The organism is Arthrobacter sp. B0427-1-12 (genome assembly GCF_059092905.1).
Map to the genome: position 1 here is coordinate 42,240 of NZ_JBNHIC010000014.1, position 20,291 is coordinate 62,530.

24 protein-coding genes are annotated in these 20,291 nt (G+C 67.4%); 17 read left to right on the forward strand and 7 right to left on the reverse strand.

Going from position 1 to position 20,291, the window contains the following annotated elements; all coding sequences use genetic code 11:
- Positions 1 to 6 precede the first annotated feature (6 nt).
- From AC5RWU_RS10645 to AC5RWU_RS10660, 4 genes are all read left to right on the forward strand, one after another.
- On the forward strand, positions 7 to 249 hold the full coding sequence (locus tag AC5RWU_RS10645) for a DUF6480 family protein (protein ID WP_494030651.1): 243 nt from the start codon (positions 7 to 9) through the stop codon (positions 247 to 249).
- A 42-nt stretch (positions 250 to 291) separates the two neighbouring features.
- Positions 292 to 2,427: a DEAD/DEAH box helicase gene (locus tag AC5RWU_RS10650; protein WP_494030652.1), complete on the forward strand. Its 2,136-nt coding sequence runs from the start codon at positions 292 to 294 to the stop codon at positions 2,425 to 2,427.
- Positions 2,428 to 2,446: 19 nt separating this feature from the next.
- Positions 2,447 to 3,541: a glutamate--cysteine ligase gene (locus AC5RWU_RS10655; RefSeq protein ID WP_494030653.1), complete on the forward strand. Its 1,095-nt coding sequence runs from the start codon at positions 2,447 to 2,449 to the stop codon at positions 3,539 to 3,541.
- 141 nt (positions 3,542 to 3,682) lie between these two features.
- Entirely contained in the window at positions 3,683 to 4,240 is a 558-nt protein-coding gene (locus AC5RWU_RS10660) for a hypothetical protein (RefSeq protein WP_494030654.1), read from the forward strand.
- A gap of 103 nt (positions 4,241 to 4,343) precedes the next feature.
- Here AC5RWU_RS10660 and AC5RWU_RS10665 read toward each other — a convergent pair whose 3' ends face one another.
- Positions 4,344 to 4,802: a DUF4383 domain-containing protein gene (locus AC5RWU_RS10665; RefSeq protein ID WP_494030655.1), complete on the reverse strand. Its 459-nt coding sequence runs from the start codon at positions 4,800 to 4,802 to the stop codon at positions 4,344 to 4,346.
- Positions 4,803 to 5,111: 309 nt separating this feature from the next.
- Between AC5RWU_RS10665 and AC5RWU_RS10670 the strand changes: the two genes are divergently transcribed.
- On the forward strand, positions 5,112 to 5,252 hold the full coding sequence (locus AC5RWU_RS10670) for a hypothetical protein (RefSeq protein WP_494030656.1): 141 nt from the start codon (positions 5,112 to 5,114) through the stop codon (positions 5,250 to 5,252).
- 22 nt (positions 5,253 to 5,274) lie between these two features.
- Here the strand turns inward: AC5RWU_RS10670 and AC5RWU_RS10675 are convergent, their stop codons facing one another.
- Positions 5,275 to 5,748: a DUF3237 family protein gene (locus AC5RWU_RS10675; RefSeq protein ID WP_494030657.1), complete on the reverse strand. Its 474-nt coding sequence runs from the start codon at positions 5,746 to 5,748 to the stop codon at positions 5,275 to 5,277.
- Positions 5,749 to 5,892: 144 nt separating this feature from the next.
- Between AC5RWU_RS10675 and AC5RWU_RS10680 the strand changes: the two genes are divergently transcribed.
- The 3 genes from AC5RWU_RS10680 (at position 5,893) to AC5RWU_RS10690 (ending at position 9,055) form a co-directional block, all read left to right on the forward strand.
- Positions 5,893 to 7,296, forward strand: coding sequence for an alpha-amylase family glycosyl hydrolase (locus AC5RWU_RS10680; RefSeq protein ID WP_494030658.1), 1,404 nt, complete (start codon positions 5,893 to 5,895; stop codon positions 7,294 to 7,296).
- Between the two features lie 536 nt (positions 7,297 to 7,832).
- Positions 7,833 to 8,345, forward strand: coding sequence for a hypothetical protein (locus tag AC5RWU_RS10685; protein ID WP_494030659.1), 513 nt, complete (start codon positions 7,833 to 7,835; stop codon positions 8,343 to 8,345).
- Positions 8,342 to 9,055, forward strand: coding sequence for a M23 family metallopeptidase (locus tag AC5RWU_RS10690; protein ID WP_494030660.1), 714 nt, complete (start codon positions 8,342 to 8,344; stop codon positions 9,053 to 9,055). The genes AC5RWU_RS10685 and AC5RWU_RS10690 overlap by 4 nt, the downstream gene beginning before the upstream one ends.
- Before the next feature lie 3 nt (positions 9,056 to 9,058).
- Here AC5RWU_RS10690 and AC5RWU_RS10695 read toward each other — a convergent pair whose 3' ends face one another.
- Complete coding sequence (locus AC5RWU_RS10695) at positions 9,059 to 10,378, reverse strand: UDP-glucose dehydrogenase family protein (protein WP_494030661.1); 1,320 nt, start codon at positions 10,376 to 10,378, stop codon at positions 9,059 to 9,061.
- Positions 10,379 to 10,486: 108 nt separating this feature from the next.
- Here AC5RWU_RS10695 and AC5RWU_RS10700 point away from each other — a divergent pair, with 108 nt between their 5' ends.
- Positions 10,487 to 11,179 carry a hypothetical protein gene (locus AC5RWU_RS10700; RefSeq protein ID WP_494030720.1) on the forward strand — a complete coding sequence of 231 codons (693 nt, stop codon included), beginning with the start codon at positions 10,487 to 10,489 and terminating at the stop codon, positions 11,177 to 11,179.
- 133 nt (positions 11,180 to 11,312) lie between these two features.
- Here AC5RWU_RS10700 and AC5RWU_RS10705 read toward each other — a convergent pair whose 3' ends face one another.
- A complete protein-coding gene (locus AC5RWU_RS10705) occupies positions 11,313 to 11,582 on the reverse strand; it encodes a hypothetical protein (protein ID WP_494030662.1) in 270 nt (89 codons plus the stop codon).
- Between the two features lie 114 nt (positions 11,583 to 11,696).
- Complete coding sequence (locus tag AC5RWU_RS10710) at positions 11,697 to 12,020, reverse strand: MerR family transcriptional regulator (protein WP_494030663.1); 324 nt, start codon at positions 12,018 to 12,020, stop codon at positions 11,697 to 11,699.
- A 119-nt stretch (positions 12,021 to 12,139) separates the two neighbouring features.
- Here AC5RWU_RS10710 and AC5RWU_RS10715 point away from each other — a divergent pair, with 119 nt between their 5' ends.
- The 6 genes from AC5RWU_RS10715 (at position 12,140) to AC5RWU_RS10740 (ending at position 15,974) form a co-directional block, all read left to right on the forward strand.
- Positions 12,140 to 12,562, forward strand: a complete 423-nt coding sequence (locus AC5RWU_RS10715) for an Hsp20/alpha crystallin family protein (protein WP_494030664.1) — start codon at positions 12,140 to 12,142, stop codon at positions 12,560 to 12,562.
- An 82-nt stretch (positions 12,563 to 12,644) separates the two neighbouring features.
- On the forward strand, positions 12,645 to 13,109 hold the full coding sequence (locus AC5RWU_RS10720) for a J domain-containing protein (protein ID WP_494030665.1): 465 nt from the start codon (positions 12,645 to 12,647) through the stop codon (positions 13,107 to 13,109).
- Between the two features lie 28 nt (positions 13,110 to 13,137).
- The gene (locus AC5RWU_RS10725) at positions 13,138 to 13,524 is read left to right on the forward strand and encodes a hypothetical protein (RefSeq protein WP_494030666.1); all 387 of its coding nucleotides are present in this window, start codon (positions 13,138 to 13,140) and stop codon (positions 13,522 to 13,524) included.
- 265 nt (positions 13,525 to 13,789) lie between these two features.
- Positions 13,790 to 14,440 (forward strand): hypothetical protein, encoded by a 651-nt coding sequence (locus AC5RWU_RS10730; protein WP_494030667.1) that lies wholly within the window; start codon positions 13,790 to 13,792, stop codon positions 14,438 to 14,440.
- 79 nt (positions 14,441 to 14,519) lie between these two features.
- Positions 14,520 to 15,278, forward strand: coding sequence for a YcnI family copper-binding membrane protein (locus AC5RWU_RS10735; RefSeq protein ID WP_494030668.1), 759 nt, complete (start codon positions 14,520 to 14,522; stop codon positions 15,276 to 15,278).
- 186 nt (positions 15,279 to 15,464) lie between these two features.
- Complete coding sequence (locus AC5RWU_RS10740; RefSeq protein ID WP_494030669.1) at positions 15,465 to 15,974, forward strand: YciE/YciF ferroxidase family protein; 510 nt, start codon at positions 15,465 to 15,467, stop codon at positions 15,972 to 15,974.
- Between the two features lie 79 nt (positions 15,975 to 16,053).
- Here AC5RWU_RS10740 and AC5RWU_RS10745 read toward each other — a convergent pair whose 3' ends face one another.
- Positions 16,054 to 16,737 (reverse strand): potassium channel family protein, encoded by a 684-nt coding sequence (locus tag AC5RWU_RS10745; protein WP_494030721.1) that lies wholly within the window; start codon positions 16,735 to 16,737, stop codon positions 16,054 to 16,056.
- Positions 16,738 to 17,068: 331 nt separating this feature from the next.
- Between AC5RWU_RS10745 and AC5RWU_RS10750 the strand changes: the two genes are divergently transcribed.
- Both AC5RWU_RS10750 and AC5RWU_RS10755 read left to right on the forward strand, forming a co-directional pair.
- Positions 17,069 to 18,001, forward strand: coding sequence for an AfsR/SARP family transcriptional regulator (locus AC5RWU_RS10750; RefSeq protein ID WP_494030670.1), 933 nt, complete (start codon positions 17,069 to 17,071; stop codon positions 17,999 to 18,001).
- Positions 18,002 to 18,053: 52 nt separating this feature from the next.
- Positions 18,054 to 18,476 (forward strand): response regulator, encoded by a 423-nt coding sequence (locus tag AC5RWU_RS10755; protein WP_494030671.1) that lies wholly within the window; start codon positions 18,054 to 18,056, stop codon positions 18,474 to 18,476.
- 104 nt (positions 18,477 to 18,580) lie between these two features.
- Here AC5RWU_RS10755 and AC5RWU_RS10760 read toward each other — a convergent pair whose 3' ends face one another.
- Positions 18,581 to 20,122 (reverse strand): S-layer homology domain-containing protein, encoded by a 1,542-nt coding sequence (locus tag AC5RWU_RS10760; RefSeq protein ID WP_494030672.1) that lies wholly within the window; start codon positions 20,120 to 20,122, stop codon positions 18,581 to 18,583.
- Positions 20,123 to 20,291 lie beyond the last annotated feature (169 nt).

Consider the following 20,291-nt stretch of genomic DNA (forward strand, 5'->3'; position numbering starts at 1 on the left):
TGCACCATGAGTATGCATGCAAATCCGGATCCTTTAGAGCAGCGGATTACCGGCCTGGAACCGGGCGGTGGGGTGCCTCCGGGGGAAACACCTCCTGCCGAGGACCAGATGAGCCGGGACCAGGGCCATGACGAGGGAGGGCCCCGACGGTGGGTTCCTGGGCTCTGGCTGGGTTTCATCCTTGGCATGACGGCCTTGTTCGTGATCATGCTGCTGGCCTACGCGGGAACTCTTATTTTCTCCCGCTGACAGTCTTCCCGTCTTCACATCATCCTCCGCCGCCGCACCACCGTGTCCACCGGCATCACCGTCGGCCCGCCCGGGACCTGCCTGGAGCGGTTCCGGGGCCGCCTCGGGTTTGAACTCGACCCGTTCCAGGCCGATGCCTGTGGTGCGCTGGAAGCCGGACGGGGCGTTCTGGTTGCTGCTCCCACCGGATCCGGCAAGACGGTGGTGGGGGAGTTCGCCGCCTTCCTGGCTTTGGAACGCGGACTGAAAGCGTTCTACACCACGCCCATCAAGGCCTTGAGCAACCAGAAGTTTTCCGAGCTGGCGGGCATGTTCGGCAGCGGGAGCGTTGGACTGCTGACCGGGGACATCAGCATCAACCCGGATGCCGACGTCGTGGTGATGACCACCGAAGTCCTTCGGAACATGCTCTATGGGGGTTCGCCCGCGCTGGCGGGCCTGGGCTATGTGGTGATGGATGAAGTGCACTATCTGGCGGACCTCGTCCGGGGTGCCGTCTGGGAGGAAATCATCATCCACCTGCCGGCAGCTGTCCGGTTGGTGGCGCTGAGCGCGACGGTCTCCAATGCCGAAGAGTTCGGTGCCTGGCTGGATAGCGTGCGCGGGGAGACTGCCGTCGTCGTCTCAGAGTACCGGCCGGTGCCGTTGCATCAGCACGTCATGGTGGGCACGGAAATCCTGGATCTGTTTGCCGCGGCAGCGGACGCTGATGCGCCGGGCGGCACTGCGCAGGGCGTTCCGCCGGAACACCGGATCAATCCGCAACTGCTGTCACTGCCCACGTTGTCGGGAGCCGGCCGGCCGGCACCGGACGACGAACAGCGCGGCCGCACCCGGAGTTTTGAACGGGACTGGGCGCTGCAGCGCGGCCGTCCGCGCGGAGGGGCGTGGTGGCCCCGGGTCATCAGGAGCCTGGACGGGAACGGCCTGCTGCCCGCCATCGGTTTCATCTTCTCGCGGGCCGGCTGCGACGCCGCCGTCCGCGAATGCGCAGAGTCCGGAATGTGGCTGACCACGTTGCCGCAGCGCTGGGAGATCCTGCGGCGGGTCGACGAGGCCGTGCGCGGTATCCCGGAGGCGGACCTGCGCGTGCTGGAATTCGCCGCATGGCGGGACGCTCTCCGCCGGGGTTTTGCCGCCCATCATGCCGGCATGGTTTTTGCGTTCCGGGAAGTCGTCGAGAAGCTCTTTGCCGACGGGCTGGTCAGGGCCGTCTTCGCCACCGAGACCCTGGCTTTGGGCGTCAATATGCCGGCCAGATCGGTGGTCCTGGAAAAGCTGGAGAAGTTCAACGGCGAATTCCGCACCGACATCACCGCCGGCGAATATACGCAGCTGACGGGACGGGCCGGACGGCGCGGCATTGATACGGAAGGCCACGCCGTCGTCCTGTGGCGGCCCGGCACGGATCCGGCGGTGGTGGCGGGACTGGCCACGGAGCGGACCTATCCGCTGATCTCGAGTTTCCGTCCCACGTACAACATGAGCGTCAACCTCATTGCGGAATTCGGGCGCAATGGGGCACGGGAACTCCTGGAGAACTCGTTCGCCCAGTTCCAGGCGGACCAACGCCGTGGCGAAACCATCCCCCGGACGTTTGACCGGCTGTGCGATGTCCTCCTGGACTACGGCTACCTCAAGGAGAGGGACGGGGAGCTGGTCCTGGGCGCGGACGGGCACCGGCTGCGCCGGATTTACGGCGAAAGGGACCTGCTGGTGTCTCTGGCCATCGGTGACGGTGCCCTTGCCGGCCTCGATCCGGCGGAACTTGCCGGGATGGCCACGGCCTTGGTGTACCGGCCCCGGACCGCCAAACAGGGCAGCCGGCCCAGGATGCCCACCACGCCGCTGAAGGCCGCCACCAACGCGGCGATCCGGCAGTGGAGCAGGCTGCGCGACGAGGAAGAAGCGCGGGGCCTGACCCCTACCCTCCGGCCGCAGCTGGGCCTGGTCCGTGCCATGCACCGGTGGGCGGACAGCGGAAGCCTGGAGACGGTACTGCAGGACACCGAACTGGCGGCCGGCGATTTCATCCACTGGGCCAAGCGGACCGTCGATCTGCTGGATCAGCTGGCGAAAGCCGAGCGGATGCCGCCGGGGCTCGGCGAATCCTGCCGGGAAGCCTCCGGCCTGATCCGCAGGGGAGCCGTGGTGGACCAGGCCTCCCTGCGGCCCTGACGACTATAGGGTAGGCAAGGTGCGTACCTTCGGGGTTGAAGAAGAACTCTTGCTGCTCGATGCGGACACCGGCGCCGCCGTGCCCCGGGCCGAGGAGCTGCTTGGCCTTGCTGTGCTCCCTGATTCGGGGATCCGGCTGGTGTCCGAGCTGCAGCTGGAACAGCTTGAGGTCATCACTCCCGTACACACGGACCTGGCGGAGCTGAGGGCGGACATTCTTGCGGGCAGGTCGCTGGCGGACGGGCTCGCTGCCCGCGTGCGGGCCAGGGCCGCTGCGCTTGCGACGCCGGTCCTTCCGTTCACTGCGCATCTTGCCCCGGTGCCCCGGGTGCAGGCGATTACGGAACGGTTCGGTGTGACCGCGCGGGAGCAGCTGACCTGCGCCTGCCACGTCCACGTGGGCGTGGAGTCCGCCGAGGAGGGTGTGGCGGTTCTGGACAGGATCCGGAACTGGCTGCCCGTCGTCACCGCGCTCAGCGCCAATTCGCCCTTCTGGCAGGGGCAGGACACCGGCTATGCCAGTTACCGGACCCAGTCCCTGGGCCGGTGGCCGATGGGCGGGCCGGCGGAGGTCTACGGCTCCGCCGACGCCTACCACCGCAGCCTGCGCGCTCTGCTGGGCACCAATGTGCCCCTTGATGAGGCCATGCTCTACCTGGATGCGCGCCTGTCCCGCAGTTATCCGACGGTGGAGATCCGGGTAGCCGATGTCTGCCTGCAGGCCGATGACACCGTACTCATGGCTGCCCTGAGCCGGGCCCTGGTGGAGACCGCCGCACGGCAGTGGCGCGCCGGGGAGCCTGCCGCGCCGGTTCCCGCCTCCGTGCTGCGGCTGGCCAGCTGGCAGGCCAGCCGGGCCGGAATCGAGGCAGACCTGCTGCACCCGATCGCCGCCACACCCTGCGCCGCCGGCCAGGTGTTGGAGCTGTTCATCGAACACCTGACCCCAGCGTTGGTGGACTGCGGGGATGAGCAGTGGGTCACTGACCTGCTCAAACAGCTCACGCACCGGGGAACCGGGGCACAGCAGCAACGCGAGGCGTTCCAGCGCACCCGGACTCTGAAGGGGGTCAGTGACGAGGCCGTCCTGGCGACCCACCGGGATGGGGCGTAGTGCTGGAACGTTAGGAATCCTCAAGGACGCCGAGCCATCCTTGTTCCAGAGGGAAAGGCTCCCGCCGCGTGAGTACCCATCCGGGTCCTGAACACGTTTGGTCCCTTCGGTATCGCGACTGCCCATCAGAAGGAGGCTGCGGTGAAAAAGCTGTGGATCCCTATCCTGCTTGTGGCCGGTGCCTCGGGCACCTTGGTCTGGAGCTCGGCCAACGCACTGCCTCCGGCCAGCGAGCTGGCTGGCGTGACAGTGGAGCGGACCGTGCCGGTACCGGGGGGGATTCCGGCATCCCAGGAGACGCCGTCTCCAGGAACTCCAGCTCCCGCAACTCCGGCGACCAGCCAACCCAGCCCCGAACCTACGGCCACGCCGGCCCCGGAACCCGAAAAACCCTCTCCGCCGCCGGAACCGGAAACACCCTCCACCCCGGCGACGGTCATCCCGACGCCGGTGGTTCCCGCGCCCGCACCGGCGCCGCCTGCGCCCGCCCCGCAGCCTCCGGCCCAGCCGGCGGTTCCGGTTCAGCCCGCCGTTCCGGTACGGCAGGCCGTTCCGGTTCAGCCCGCCCAACCGGCAGAGCCCTTCGACGACAAGGGCGGGCTCCGCATCCGGAGTTTTGACCCCGACGACATAGCGGACTTCAATGAGAGTGATTTTGACGACGTTGAGGACTTCAACGAGAGCGACTTCGACGACTGACACGTCCGGATAAACCAGACCGGCGGATAAACCAGACCGGCGGCGGGTTCCCCTCTGGGGGTCCGCCACCGGTCTGTTGGGATATTGGTTTGTGCGCTCCGGGTCAGACGCGGTCCGCCCGGTCCGCCGTGTGCCGGCGGGTGAGCAGCACGCCCAGGGCGATCATGGCGACGCCCAGGACGAAGTGCAGCCAGTTGTCCGCGGTGTTGACGGGGACGAAGTTGGCAGGGGTGTCGTGGTCAATGATCAGGCCGTACAGCCACAGGACCAGATAGATGGCCCCGCCCCAGATGAGATAGTTGCGCGCTCCGGCCGCGGTGCGGGCCATCGCCAGGCCGGCGACGCCGAAGAGCAGGTGGACGAGGTTGTGCAGGATGGAAACCTGGAAAACGCCCAGCAGCAAGGCGCCCGACTCATGTCCGGCGAAGGAGAGCTGGTCATAGTCGGTGGTGATGCCGGGGATGAATCCGAGGATGCCGACCAGCAGGAACACGGCGCCGACGGCGGTTGCCGCCTTCTGGACGTTGGTGCGGGTACGGGTGGTGGCACGTTCTGAAGTCATGGCGTTCTTCCAATCGTGTGACGGGATCGATTCCGCTGAGCCTTTGCCCATGCCTAATAGTAAGCCAACTTACTGTTTTGGTCTGCCCTCACGGTGACCCGGATGGAAACCCGGTCAGCCGACGTCGTACTTTCCCTGAAACCGGCGCAAAAATGCGGGGGCGGCGTCCCCTCGCGGGCCACCGCCCCCGCATCCGAGGAGGGCTCCGGTTCCTCTGGACAGCGGCTTCCGCTGGATGGGGCCTGCTGTCATCAAGAACACGGATCCGGGTCCGGCGGAGTTCAACGTCCACGCGCCTAAGATGGGCCAGTGAAAGTTGTTGGAATCATTCGTCCCACCGCCACTGAGGAAATTATCGTCGAGGCGGACTCGTACACGGCCGGCGTTACGGCCATTAAGGAACAGATCCCGGAAGGGTACGAGCTCCTGTGGGTGCGCCAGGAGAAATAACCCTCCCACCCCGTCGACCGGGTCAGTCAGCCAGGATGAAGACCTCAAGGCGGATCTGGTCCGGATACCGCTGCCCGACACCGCGGAACGTGCGGGCATTCAGCCAGGACCAGGTGGGCCCGGAGGAGATGAGCCGCGCCCCGCTGCGGAACGCCTTGGGAGCCGAGTCCGGCACCTCGCCGAGCAGCATCCGGTTGCATTCCTTCGAGCCGGCGGGAAGGGTCTCGAAGTCGTTGACATAGATGCGCTCGCCGCAAGCGGTCTCGATCACGTAGCGCACCTCCAGCACCGTCATCCGCGGACCGCAGACCACCGAGCAATAAGCGCCCTCAGCCTGGACGATGCCATTCAGCTGGGGCCCTTCAACCTTGCCGTCGATAATCGGCACCAGCCACTGGGTGACGTCAGCGGAGCCGCCGAATTCCACGGGCATTCCCACATTGACGGTGAAGGTGGCCAGATAAGTTCCTACTACTGAATCATTGCCTGTACTCATCTGAGGTCCTCGCTTCCACAGGCTTGAACGCTGTGCTCCCCCCTGTGGGCCAAGTGTTCCAGCCCCGTGTGCCGACCTGCCGGCACATCTCAAAAGTACGGCCGGCGGGTTGGGAAAACCTGAAGTGCTGGCAGAATGAGGCGGATGAACGGACTCCGGAACCAGGGTGATCAGGAAAGCACGACGGCGGCACCCGCCTGGGTGGAGCACGTCCTGTGGTGGCAGGTCTACCCGCTGGGCTTCGTCGGTGCGGAGCGGCAGGCACCCAACCCCTCGGCAGCGGCCCCGGACCAGGCGACCGGCCCGCAGACCGGGCTTCCCGCCGTCGGACACCGGCTGCCGCGCCTGCTGAACTGGCTCGACTACGCCGTAAAACTCGGCGCCTCCGGCATCGCACTGGGCCCCGTTTTCGCGTCCGAAACCCACGGCTACGACACCACCGACTACTTCCGCATCGACCCGCGGCTGGGGGACGACGCCGATTTCGATGCCCTGATCGCGGCGGCGCATGACCGCGGGCTGCGGGTGCTGCTGGACGGGGTATTCAACCACGTCGGGCGCAGCTTCCCGGCCTTCCAGCGCGTGCTTGCCGAGGGGCCCGCCGCCGAGACGGCCCCGTGGTTCCGGCTCACCTGGCCGTTCGGGGAATGGCAGCCGGGGACCGAACCGGACTATGCGGATTTCGAAGGACACCATCACCTCGTGGCGCTCAACCACGGCGAGCCGCAGGTGGCCGATCTGGTCATCCGCGTCATGAAGCACTGGCTGGGCCGCGGCGCGGACGGCTGGAGACTGGACGCCGCATACGCGGTGCCGCCGGACTTCTGGGCCACGGTCCTGCCCGCGGTGCGCGCGGAATTCCCGCAAGCCTACTTCGTCGGCGAGTACATCCACGGCGACTATCCTGCCGCCGTGCGCGAGGGCAGGCTGGACTCGGCGACCCAGTACGAGCTGTGGAAGGCAATCTGGAGCTCGCTGAACGATGCCAACTTCTACGAACTGTCCGCCGCGCTCGACCGGCACAACTCCTTCCTGGAGACCTTCGCGCCGCTGACCTTCGTCGGCAACCACGACGTCACCCGGCTCGGCAGCCGCCTGACCAACAAGGCGCTCATCCCGCACGCGCTCGCGGTGCTGTTCACCGTCGGCGGCACACCTTCGGTCTACTCCGGCGACGAACAGGCCTTCCGCGGCGTGAAGGAAGACCGCGCCGGCGGCGACGACGCCATCCGCCCGCAATTCCCGGACAGCCCGGACGAGCTATACGAGGGCGGCTGGTACACCTACGACCTGCACCGCCAGCTGATCGGAGTACGACGGCGGCACGCCTGGCTGCATCGCGCCCGCACCAGGGTGCTGGCGCTGGCGAACGAACACCTTGTGTACGAGGCGCGGGCCGATGGGCAGGCGCTCATGGTTGCCCTGAACGTGGCCAACAATCCGGTCACCGTTGATGTGCCGGGCAGCGGCATCTTGGCCGGCGAGGGCACCTTGGATGGAACGCGCCTGACCCTGAACCCCTACGGCTGGGCGATCCTAGGCATCTGACCCCTCGGCGGAAGGAGAGGGCGGACGCTATCCACCAGGCCTGCCAGTTGGCAATGTCTAATCCGGAGGCACCTGGGGAGTGGCACGCAAAGCCGCCCAGCCGCCGTCGTAATTTAAGCGTTTCTGCCGCGATCCTTCCGCGCCATCAGCCCCACCATGATGCCGTAGGCCCACAGCGCCCATAACAGCAGGCCGCTGACAAAGAGGTAGGAGCGGGCCGCGCTGTCGTTGAAGGCAGATAGCTGCCGAGGATGCGGAGCAGCAGCAGGCCAGCGCCCACAATCCAGGCAGCCGTCTGCGCCGCTGCCCGGCCGTGGGCGGCGAGCGGCCTTGGGCTAATTCCAGGAGCGCCCTGGAATCGCCGCCGTAAATAATCGGCAACGGTGGCACGGGAGCGCTCGGCGTGCGGGTCCGGCCGTCCCTTGCGCCCGCGTGCCCGCCGGATCACACTCAAGGAAGGCACTTGCCACTCGCAGCGAGTCAGGAATCGACGGGGGGCCAGAGCCATGGGAGTCGGACGGAGAACAGGACAGGCGGTGCTTCTCGCCGCTGCAGTCGTGATGCTCTGCGGGTGCGAGGCCATCTTCGGGTGGTCCTACGACGACGGCGGGTCCACGGACAGCGTTATCGCGGAGTCCCGCTCGGACCCCGCCGCGCCGGCTGCGTTCAGGAACCGGACCCCGCTGCCGCAGTGCCCGGATATGGTGCTCATGCTGGGGCAGGAGCCCGGGCCGGAAGGCCTGGAGTGCCTTCAACACGGATACCTGAATGACGGCGCCGAGCTGGCAATTGCGCGGTCCACCGTCGAGGGCGACATGGTGGTCAGCTTCCACCGGGTTGAGGCGGGCGCCCCGGAACTGCAGACCTTCCACGATGCCACGCGGGACCGGTTTGGCAGCGGCGCCTGGAAGAATTCACCTGCCCCCTGCCTGCCGGGGCGGACAGCATCGCAGGCTGTATTGGTCCGTGATACTGGTTGCTTGGAGCGGCACGACTGCGTGCGGCAGGTTCCCCATCAACTCCGACACCGAGAAGGGCTAATGGCGTGACCCAGGAGATCGTGATTTCGTTGCCCTTCGAGGGCCCGTGGCTGGCGAGAAACAGTCCCGCCCGCCGGATTCCCAGTCACGGAACGAACCTGATGGGCAGTCGGTACGCCATCGACTTCGTCGGTGTGGACCAACACCAGCGGACCGCGAACCGCCGTGATTGGCGAACCTTTCTCTCCACCGAACCGGTGGAGAGATTCTTCGCGTACGGCCGGCCGATTCTGGCACCGGCCGACGGCATCGTCGTCCACGCGCACGATGGCGAGACCGATCACGCGGGGCGGCGCTCCCAGCTAACCCTGGTGCCCTACTCGTTGGGCCAAGCTGCGCGGCTCCGTCAGGGCGCGGCTGCCCTGGCCGGCAACCATTTGGTCATTGCGCTGCGGCACAGCGGCATGTTCGTTGTCCTGGCTCATCTGCGGGCCGGCTCCCTTCGGGTGGCGACCGGCGAGGAAGTGGCAGCGGGGCAGCACGTGGCCGACTGCGGCAACTCCGGCAACTCGACCCAGCCTCATGTGCACGTACAAGTCATGGACGGCCCCGACGCTTCCGGTGCTCGCGGCGTTCCGATGGCATTTCGGCGCTTCCGCGAATGGCCACGCGGGGCGAACCAGTTCCAGATCCGCGAGACAGGCCTTCCGGCGGAGGGGGCCGTCGTCGAACCGCTGTCCGTCCTGGCAGCGGACGCAGACACGCGTATGGACTCCTGATCCCTACGGCCGCCCGAGCGCCCGGTACCGCCAGCCTGCCGCCCGCCACACCGCAGGATCCAGGCAATTGCGGCCGTCGACGAGGGTCCTGCTCCGCACGAGCCCGCCGAGCCAGTGCGGATCCAGCTGGCGGTATTGCTGCCATTCGGTCAGCACCATGATCGCGTCGGCGCCCTCGGCCGCTTCCTCCACGGTCTTCGCGTAGGTCAGCTCCGGGAAGCGCAGCTGCGAATTATCCACCGCTTCAGGGTCCGTGGCCACGACGGCGGCGCCCTGCAGCTGCAGCTGGGCGGCGACGTTGAGCGCGGGAGAGTCGCGGACGTCGTCGGAATTCGGCTTGAACGCCAGGCCCAGCACCGCGATCTTCTTGCCAATCAGGGAGCCGTCGCAGACCTCGCGCGCCAGGTCCACGGTGCGGTTGCGCCGGCGCATGTTGATCTGGTCCACCTCGCGCAGGAAGCTCAGGGCCTGGTCCACGCCCAGCTCGCCGGCGCGGGCCATGAACGCGCGGATGTCCTTGGGCAGGCAGCCGCCGCCGAAGCCCAGGCCGGCGTTGAGGAAGCGGCGCCCGATCCGCTCGTCCAGGCCGATCGCGTCCGCCAGCTGGGTGACGTCCGCGCCTGTGGCCTCGCAGACCTCGGCCATGGCGTTGATGAAGGAGATCTTGGTGGCCAGGAACGCGTTGGCGCTGACCTTGACCAGCTCCGCCGTCTCGTAGTCCGTGACGATCCGCGGGGTGTTGTTGCCCAGCGCGCGCTCGTACACCGCGTCGAGGATTCCGGCGAGTTCATTGGCTTCCGCTCCGGCCGGCAGCCCGTACACGATCCGGTCCGGCGCAATGGTGTCCTGCACGGCGAAGCCCTCGCGCAGGAATTCCGGGTTCCAGACCAGGTGCGCGCTCGGGTTGGCTTCGGTGATCTTCTCGGCGAGCCGGCGGGCGGTGCCCACCGGAACGGTGGATTTGCCGACGACGACGTCCCCATCGCCCAGGTGCGGCAGCAGGTTGTCGACGGCGGCGTCCACGTAGCGCAGGTCCGCCGCGTTCTCGCCCTTCTTCTGCGGAGTGCCGACCGCGATGAAGTGCACCTGCGCGCCGGCGGCATCGGCGATGTCGGTGCTGAACCGCAGGCGCCCGCTCTCGCCGGCGGCCGTCAGCAGCTCCGGCAGGCCCGGTTCGAAGAACGGCGCCCTGCCTTCCCGCAGGGCCGCGATCTTGCGTTCGTCGACGTCGATGCCGACCACCTCATGCCCCAGCTCCGCCATGCACGCCGCGTGGACCGCGCCCAGATAGCCGCAGCCGATTACCGAAATCTTTGTTCCCATGAACCGGATACTAGGAGCCCAAGGTTCCAGCACATGAACGCCGCCTTAACACCGATGGTTGGCCGGGTGTGGCCCCGTGCCTTCACTGCTGGCAGACTGCAAAGCGTGATGCATCCAACGAATGCCTTCGGCCGGCTCTTCGCGGCGGCCTTCGCCGGCGTGAAGCTGTTCCGTCCGCACCGACCCATCCACCCCAAGGGCGCCCTGTTCACCGGCAGGCTGGAGAAGACCGGCGAAGGGACGTCCGGGATCGTCTGGCTGGACGAGCAGGGCACCGCCCTGGTCACCGCCCGGCTCTCCCGATCGCTGGGTTTCCCAGCCTCCTGGCCGGACATCATCGGCCTGGCCCTGCGCGTGCAGACCGGAGCCGGCGAGGCGGACATCCTGCTGGCCTCCACCGGCTGGAACGTGCCGGCCCGGTTCGCGCTGCTGATGCACCGCACGGCGGGCCGCGCCCGGCTCACGTCCCTCATGCCGTACCGGGGAAGCGGGGGACCGGTGCTGCTGGGCGCCCGGACCACCGGCGGGGATCCCGGCAGCCCCGGAACGGTCCCTGCCGGCACCGACTGGACGCTCGATCTGTTCCACGCCCGGCCAACCGGAGAATGGACCAGGTTCGGGGCACTTCACCTGACATCGGCCGGAAGCCAGGTGCCGGCGTCGTCCGCTGCTCCCGGCAGCACCCAAGCCGTGGATACGGACCTACGGTTCGATCCGATGCTGAATGTGCTGCCGGGCGCGGAAATCTACGGTTGGACCTGGCGGCTGCGCGAGCACTCCTACCGGCTGGCCCGGCGCTGACGGCGGCACCCGTCCCTCCCGCTGGTTCAGCAGCTGACGCTTGTTTGTCCGCCTCCCCCCGGCTGGCTCCGCAGCAGGTGCATGAAAAACGCGTTTTTCGTGCGTGAACTGCTGAGTCAACCGGGGCGGGAGTTCAGGTCAGGGTGATCCGCCAGCGCGGCGGGGCCCAGCCGATCGGCACATGGTGGCCGCTGAACTGGTCGCATTGGGTGCACCAGTAGCTGGTGCTGCCGGGCTGGATTTGTCCGGTGGGGAGCTGCTGCGGCGGCTCGTAGTCTTCAAAGACCAGGTATTCGTCCGTGCCGCAGGTGTCGCAGCTGGGTACCAGTTCGTCGCCGGTGCGCCCGTTCCTGCCCGGAAGCAGGTTGATGCCGCGGTCCTTGCCGGTATAGGCAACAGTCATTTTTCCACCTTCGCTTTCTGCCGTTGCCGACGGCGGCGCTTGAGTTGCGTCTCCGCCGGCCAGTGTCCTCTGTTCTGTTGTGCTTGTTCATCAATGCGCGCTGGCCCCGAGTGGCTAGCCGTCGCGGGGGTGCCGCGGCCGGCGCGCCCGGGCCTTGGCCTCCGCCAGTTCCTGGATCAGTACGGCGTTGGCTTCTTCCAGGCGCAGGACCATGAGGATTCCGGCCAGGTTGAGGCCAGCATCGAGGAGTTCGGCGATCCGGCGCAGCCGCACCAGGTCGTCCTCGCTGTACCGGCGGGTTCCGCCGCCAGTGCGCGCGGGTTCGATCAGGCCCTTGCGTTCGTACTGCCGCAGGGTCTGCTGCCCCAGACCGACCAGATCCGCCGCCACCGCGATTCCATACACGGCACGGGACCCTTCGGGCTGTTCGCCGGGCATGATCACCTCCAAAACTCCTCTTGATTCAAACTTACACCCGCGGTATAAAAAATGTGTACCAGCCAATACAGATCGGCGGGTACGAACCGAGAAAACCAAATAGTTGAGGAGGCTAAAAAATGTTGATGCGTACCGACCCGTTCCGTGAACTCGACCGCCTCACGCAGCAGGTTTTTGGCACCACCGCCCGGCCCGCCGCCATGCCCATGGATGCCTGGCGGGAAGGCGAGGAGTTCATCGTTGAGTTCGATCTTCCCGGCGTCGATCCGGCGTCCGTGGACCTGGACGTTGAGCACAACGTCGTGACGGTCCGGGCGGAACGGCCGAGCAAGACGGATGAGAAGACCGAGATGCTCGCCGCCGAACGGCCCCGCGGCGTCTTCAGCCGCCAGCTGATCCTGGGCGAGACACTGGACACGGACCGCATCCAGGCCTCGTACGACGCCGGTGTTCTCACCTTGCGTATTCCGGTCGCCGAGAAGGCCAAGCCAAGAAAGATCGAGATCTCCAGCGCCGGGACCAAGCAGGAGATCAACGCCTAACCCGGCGCGTCCCCGGTGGTCCCCGGCACCCTGCCGGGGACCGCCGTCGTCGAACTTGATGTCCCTGTCCCAGAGACTTCCGATGAGCCGCAACGACCCCGACTACTACGCCATCCTGGGGGTGGCCCCAACGGCTACGTCCCCGGAGATCGCCCGCGCGTACCGGCAGCTGATGCGGAAGTACCACCCTGACGTCCAGCCGCCTGGGCAGGACAGCCGGAACAGGGACTCCGACGCGGCGGCTCTGGGCCAGGTCATGCGCGCGTATGAGGTGCTCGGCGACAGCCGGAGGCGCGCCGAATATGACCGCGCCAACCGGCCCCGTCCGGGACCGGTTCCCGGCGGGGCTGCGCGTCCGGCTCCGGCCGACCCCGCGCACTTCGCAGGCGAGCCGCCTATCCGCGTCGGGCCGGTGTACCGGAACGGCCGGCTGTGGGAGAACCCCCCGGCCCGGTCCCAGGAGCCGGCCCGGCCCCAGAGGCCGAAACCCTACGATCCAGATCCCTTCGAGGAGTTGGCCGCGCTGCTGCGGCGGCTCCTTGGCTAGCGTGCCGTCACCTCGCAAAGGACACACCATGAACAGTTGGCGTCGCTATGACTCCACCCTCTTTCCGGTCTTCCATGAACGTTTCGAGGCACGCTGGGGCAAAGGCACGGCGCCGTTTCTGGATCCGAGCGTCTTTTTCCATGACCAGCCCCGCCCGCGGGCCCAGTGGATCAACATCGATACCGGCGCCGCGGTTGCGGTGGTGCCGATCTGGGAGGAAGAGGATCGCCAGCACCGTTCCTTCGGCGTTTTTTACCTGCCGCCGACCGGGGACATCTGGGTGCTGCGGCCGGACTTTATCCAGTACGTGGAGGCCGGTGACGAGATGGACGAGGAGCAGATCGCCCTGCGCAATGACGCGTTCCGGAAGGCCGTGGCGCATGCGAAGGAGTTCATTTTCGGTCCGGAAATGTAGGATCCCGCCCTCGGGTTGAGTCTGCTCAGGTCCTGGGGGGCTTCGTCGGCGTGTCTGGGCAACACGCCGCAAAAAGTGGCGACGCCACGGAAGAACCTGAGCAATCTGGGCCGGGCGCGGAGGGTGCCTTCGAGCTACCCAAGACGGTTGAGCGATCGGAGGCCGCCGTCCCGGTGCCGCAAGGCCTGCTGTGTGTAGGTTTTTTCCAATCTTCCGCTTTTACGGTCGAAGCAGCCGCCTTGGACTCGGGGAATGGGAGGATGGCATGAGCCGCCACGGCCCGCTGCGTCTCTTCCGTTCTGCCCTGATTACCGGCGCCGTGTTCTCGCTGGCCGCCGGAGGACACGTGCTCGGCGGCGGGACTCTGCCGCCGGTGGAAATTCTGATCGCGCTGACGGCCCTACTGCTGATGCCGGTGACCTGGCTGGCCGGCCGGCCGCTGTCCCTGCCGGCGCTGTTGGGGATTCTCGGGGCAGGCCAGCTGCTGCTCCACGAAGCCTTCACGGTGCTGTCCCATCCCACCGTCTGCCTGCCCGGGGCGCCGGCGGTCCATGCCGGCCATGCCGGTGCCGCCCACACTAATGCCGCCGCAGCGAGCGGAAGCACCGGCATCCACTGCCTCCCGCTTGAGGTCCTGGCCCCGGCCCAGCACGCCGCGGACAGCTTCGACCCTCTCAGCATGCTCGCCGGCCACGTGCTGGCCGCCGTGGTGACCGCCTGGCTGCTCAGCAAGGGCGAGGCGTCCCTGGTCCTGCTGCTGGCCTGGCTCCGACCGTCGGTTCCGATCCTGCGTCCGGCGGCGGTCCTTCCCGCCGGACCGCGGCAGTTCAGCCGCGACTCCGTCACCATCCCGGCGCCCTGGCGCAATCTGCGCACGGACAGCCTGCGGGGACCACCCACCGTCGTACTTCCCTAAACCCACAGTCCACAATTTCCCGCTGCCCTTTATCGGCGTGCCCGCGCACGCACGGCAGCGACCCGCGAAAGGCAAACCCATGAACACCCGAACCCCGCGCGCCCACAGGACCCTCAAGGCCGCGGCCGTCCTCGCTGCCACCGCCGGCCTCATGAGCTTCGGCCTCGGCGCTGCCTCGGCCCACGTCACCGTCTCGCCGACGTCGACCTCCGAAGGCGGCTTTTCGCAGCTGACCTTCAGCGTCCCGAACGAATCGGAAAGCGCCAGCACCAACAAGCTCGAGGTCACGCTGCCGACCGACACGCCGTTCACCTCCGTTTCCGTCAAGCCGATCGACGGCTGGACCGCGGAGGTCATCGAGTCCGAGCTGCCGGAGCCGGTCGAGGTCAACGGCGCCACGGTGACGCGCGCGGCCACCTCCGTGGTGTGGACCGCGGACGAGGCGCACCAGATCGGCCCTAACCAGTACCAGACGTTCTCGATCTCGGTCGGCCGGCTGCCGGCCGAAGGCACCACCGTGCTGCTGCCGGCGGCCCAGTCCTACACGGACGGGACCGTGGTGAACTGGAGCGAGGAGCACGTCGAGGGCCAGGATGAGCCGGAGCTGCCGGCGCCGTCCATTACTACGACGGCGGCAGGCGGGTCGGGCGACGAGCACACCGTTCCGGATGCATCCGCCGAGGAAGCTGGTGCTGACACGGAGGCGGCTTCTTCGGACTCTGCGTCCGACGGCGGCGTCTCGGCGCGGGCGCTCGGCTGGACCGGTCTGGTCGCCGGTCTGCTGGGCCTGGCCGCCGGCGGCACCGCCCTGGCCCGCACCCGAAACCTCCGGGCCTGAACCAGATTGCTCAGGTACTGCGGCACGGCTCGTCTTTTATCGGGCGAGTCGGGGCAACACGCCAAAGCGGCGCCGCAGTACCTGAGCAGACTCGACCGTGGGCTGGTGCGGACTTCCGTCCGGCAGGCGCTTCGGGTTAGGGTAGGCTCGTTCCAAAGATTGCTAAGCCTACTTAGGAGTTGTGCGATGACGGTTCAGTTCAAGACGCCCGAGGAGCTTTTCGCTTACAAGCTGGGAAGCGCGCTCAGGATGGAAAACGACACGCTGGACATGCTGGCCGAGCTGGAAGAATCCGCGCAGCGGAAGGAACTCAAGGACTTCTTCAAGCATCACCAGGAGGAGACCCGCGAGCAGGTCAGCAACCTCGAGAAGGTATTCGAGGTGCTGGGGGAGCCGGCCAAGGAGCACCCTTCGCCCACCACCAAGGGCATGAAGGAAGAAGGCAAGAAGGTGTTCGAGAAGACGGACGAGGCCCTGATCGACTCGGCGGTCCTGGCCGCAGCCCTGGGCACGGAGCACTATGAGACCGCGGTGTACGAAACACTGATCACCCACGCCGAGGCCATGGGTGCCAAGGAAGTCGTGGACCTGCTCAAGCAGAACCTGGAGCAGGAAACCCACACCGCGGACGAAATCAAGAAGTTCGCGCAGAAGGTCGCAGAGGAAAGCGTGCAGAAGGCCGGCGCGAGCAAGTAGTCCGCGCCCGCCCGGCACCATACGACCGCTAGAACCAAGGCGACGGCGGCAGGGGACCGGCCCTGCCGCCGTCGTCCGTTTACGTCAGCTGCGCGAACTGCTCAGTCTTGGCCACCGACCCGGAGATGATGATCTGGTCGTCGTCGTACAGCACCGTCTGGGCGGTGGTGTGCTCCCACTGGCCCCCGCGCCGCTTGACCGCCACCACCGTCACACCGTATTTTTCCCGTACCCCCAGCACCCCCAGCGGCCGGTCCTGCGCCACGGCCGGGACAGTGGTGCGGACCATGACGAAGTCGTCGCCGAAGTCCACAAAATCCTGGACCGCCCCGCGGACCAGGTGCGCCACGCGCCGGCCCATGTCATGCTCCGGCCGGATCACGTGGTGCACGCCCAGCTGCTCCAGGATCTCCGCGTGCGGTTCGCTGATCGCCTTGGCCCAGATCACCGGCTTGTTGAACTTCAGCAGCCGCGAGGTGGTCAGGATGCTGGCCTCGATGTCCGTGCCGATGCCCACCACCACACGGTCGAACTCGTGCACTGAGAGCTGGCGCAGCGCCTCCTCCTTGGTGGAGTCCGCCCGCACCACATGGGTCAGTTGGCCATTGAAGGACTCGACGATCTCGTCCTGCACGTCGATGCCCAGCACCTCCACGCCTTCGCTCATCAGTTCCAGGGCGAGCGCGCCGCCGAAGCGACCCAGGCCGATCACAGCCACCGAGTCCGCCTCGGCCAGCCTGTCCATGGACCGCGAGGAGAACATATGGGACCTAGCCAATCAGGGGCCTCTCTTTCGGGAATTCGTACAGCAGCGGACGCGAACGCAGGGCCGGGGCGGAGGCCAGCGTGACCGGCCCCAGCCGGGGGCGCGGGAGCCAGCTTTCGCCACATGGACGTCAGGCTACCACCGCCGGTGGCTGAGCGGCGGTGGTTGACCGCCGGACGGTCCACCCCCGCGTACAACAACTGGCTTGGGAATTCCTTGGGAGCAACCCCTAGTTTTGGGGGCCGATCCTCCCTCCACGGAGGGGTACAGCGAATTCGGCAGCGGACGCATGATGGAGTACTGATGCCCGCACATTCTCAGGAACGTCATGGAACCGAATTCAGTTACCCAGCAGCGGATAGTCCTGCACCTCCTTGGCAGTCTGCGGATCCAGCGCGGGGACGTGGTGCTTGGAGCGCACGACCTCGGCGGGATCAAGCCCCGCCAGATCCTGGAAATCCTGCTCCTGCACCCCGGCATCCCGGTCTCCAAGGAGCGGATCATTGAGTTAGTGTGGGGCCAGGACGCGCCGGGGGAGGCCGTCGCGACCCTGCAGAGCTACGTCAGTGTCCTGCGCCGGTTCCTGCAGCCCGGCGGATCCCGGAACGGGCCTCTGCAGACGGTGAATGCGGGCTATGTCATCGACCGCAGCATGGTGGAGTCGGACCTTGACCAATTCGATGCCCTGGTCCGCGCCGCCGAGCAGGCGCCGCCCGCAGCGGCCTACCCGCTGCTGTGCCGGGCGCTGCACCTGGCCGACGAACCCCTGCTGGGGGATGAACTGACGGCCGAATGGGCCGAGTCCGAACGCAGTCTGCACGCCATCCGGGTCGCCTCGCTGCGCATCCAGGCCGCGGAGACCGCCGTCGAACTGGGCAAGCCGGATGAGGCCATCCTCTGGGCGCAGACCGCCCTGGCCACCGACCAATTGAATGAACGCGCCTGGACCGCCCTGATCCTGGCGATGGAGCAGGCCGGCCGGTATGCAGAGGGGCTGCAGGCGTACGAGCGGTGCCGCCGCGGCCTGCAGCAGGAACTCGGCTGCGCGCCGGGTCCGGTCCTGCGCGACGCCTACACCCGGCTGCTCAGCGCCACTGCGGACACCGACGGCGACCTCTCCGAGGCGCTCTCGGCACTGCTGTACCTGCACGAACAGCTCAGCCAGGCTGGCGGCGACGGGGCGCCGGATGCCTCAGCGTCCCTCCGCGCTGCGGGTGATGTGCTCAGCAATTTCCTGCACAAGGCACTGGCGGCTGCATGAGCAGGTGCTCCGGTGCTGGCCGGGATAGGGCAGCGGTTGCGGGTGAATCGTTGTGACGGATAATACGGGTGGGAGCCGGCAGGCTTTGGAGCAGGTTTCCGCCAAACGCACACGGGTGGTCGTCGTCGACGACCACAGCCGGTTCGCGGAACTGCTGATCGGTGCGCTCGACCGGGAAGCGGACCTGGTCAGCATCGGGTGCGCCCGGAGCGCCGAGGAGGGTGTCAGTCTGTGCCTGAGCCTTCGTCCGGACGTCGTCGTCATGGACTACCACCTGGGCGACGGCGATGGCCTCAGTGCCGCCGGACGGATCCTTGCGCAGGCCCCGGCTACCGGGATTGTGATCCTCACCGGCGATCCGTCCACCCAGATTCGGGACGATGCCGCGCTGCTGGGCACCTGCTGTGTCCTGCCCAAGGGCGGCTCGCTGGCGACCCTGTTGGAGGCGCTGCGGAAGGCCCGACCCGCGGCGTAACTGGGTGACAGTCCCGCAACAGAGTGCAGTACGCAACAGAATGCAGCCCCGCTCCTGGTGGAGCGGGGCTGCAGACCGGTTGGGCCAGGTGGCCCGGTAGATTACTACGGCGCGGTTACGGTCTCGGCTTCCGCCTCCGCGTCGGCTGCTGCGCCGTCGCCGGCTGCGGCGTCACCGTCGGCCGGGTCGGCAGCGTCCGCCGGGTCAGCTTCGTCTGCCGGGTCGGCAGCCGGTGCTGCGGGATCCTGGATGGTGCCGAACAGTGCGTTCCAGCGGAACATGAAGGCAGCCATCGCGTCGCGGTTCACCGGCGAGGCGGGACGGAAGGTGCCGTCGGAGTAGCCGGTGGTGATCAGCTGGTCGGCCAGCCACGCGATTTCCGTGTAGAACTGGTTGTCGGTGGTCACGTCCGGGAACGGGGAGACCGCCGGCGGGGTGAAGTCCGGCGAGCCGGCCAGCCGGTACAGGAAGGCTGCCATCGCGTCGCGGTTGACGGACTCGTACGGGTGGAACCCGAGATCGGGGAAGCCTTCCGTGATGCCCTGCGTCTGGAGCCAGGCAATCTCCGTGTAGAACAGGTTGTCCGTGAAGACATCCGGGAACGGGGAGGTAGCCGGGTCAGCGAAGGCGGGCGAGCCCATCAGCCGGTGGACGAAGGCAGCCATGGCGTCACGGGCGACAGGCGTGGTGGGCCGGAAGGACCCGTCCGGGTAGCCGGTGGAGATGCCGTTGGTCTGCATCCAGTTGATCTCGTTCAGGAAGGGGTTGTCGAACGCCACATCGGGGAAGACCGATGACGGCGGCGCGATCTTGCCCTGGACCGTGAACAGGTTGGTCTCCAGGTCCGCCCCCGGACCGTCGACGCGGAAGAAGTTCGTGTCGTACGGGCTGCCCACCACGGTGTGCGGGATGTTGGCATCGCCGACATGGCCCTCCGGTGCGCCGGTGTCCCAGCGCAGGAACGGACCCACACGGCCTGTCATGGCCCGGGCAAAGCCGGCTTCGGTGCAGGGGAAGTCCATGCAGCCGACGTCCTCCGTGAAGTTGATTTCACCGCCGCCGTCGCCGTCGTCCGTGGCGACGAATTCCTCGACGCCGTAGGGATGGGTGACCGTGTAGGTCTCGCCCAGTTGGAGGCCGTCAACCCGGATACGGATCCGGGAGAAGACGATCTGTTCGCCGTCAATCACTTCTTCCGTGGCGCCGCCGAAGGCGGCTTCCTGCGCCATGACCAGGGTGGCGCTCTGGGTGCCGGTATCGATCAGCGCTTCGCCCATCCACCAGAAGGCTTCGCCGGGGAAGTTGTCCGGGAAGGACGCCGGCTCGGCGGGATTGGGCAGCGGATCCTCCAGCAGCACCGGGCATTCGGCCGGATCAAGGCATAGTTCCAGCCGGACCGGGGCCAGGCCGTTGGCCGGATCTCCCTTGTCCTCGAACCAGAGCGGGAAGCCGTTGTCCGGATTGACCGGTCCGGTGATGGCCAGGCCGCTGTTCGGCGCCGGGTCGCTGACCGTGACCGCGCTGGCCGGGACGGCGAGCATGGGAGCCAGGAGCGCGGCGCTGGCGACGCCGATGATGGCCCTGCGCCGGCGCCGGACCACGGCGTCGGAGGTAGCTGATCGGTAGAGCTGTTGGGGTTGAAACATGATGTTGAGCTCCTCATAGGGGGTGGTGTGGCGAGCCCGCGTTCCCCCGCGGGCCGCTGACTCCACTCTTTCGCCCAGAGGTTGTAAAAAAGTTTTGCTCTCAAGTTTTGTCATGTCCTGTCCGGCGTCCCGCCGGGGTGCCCACCCCCGGGGCAGCCGCCAGGGGTAA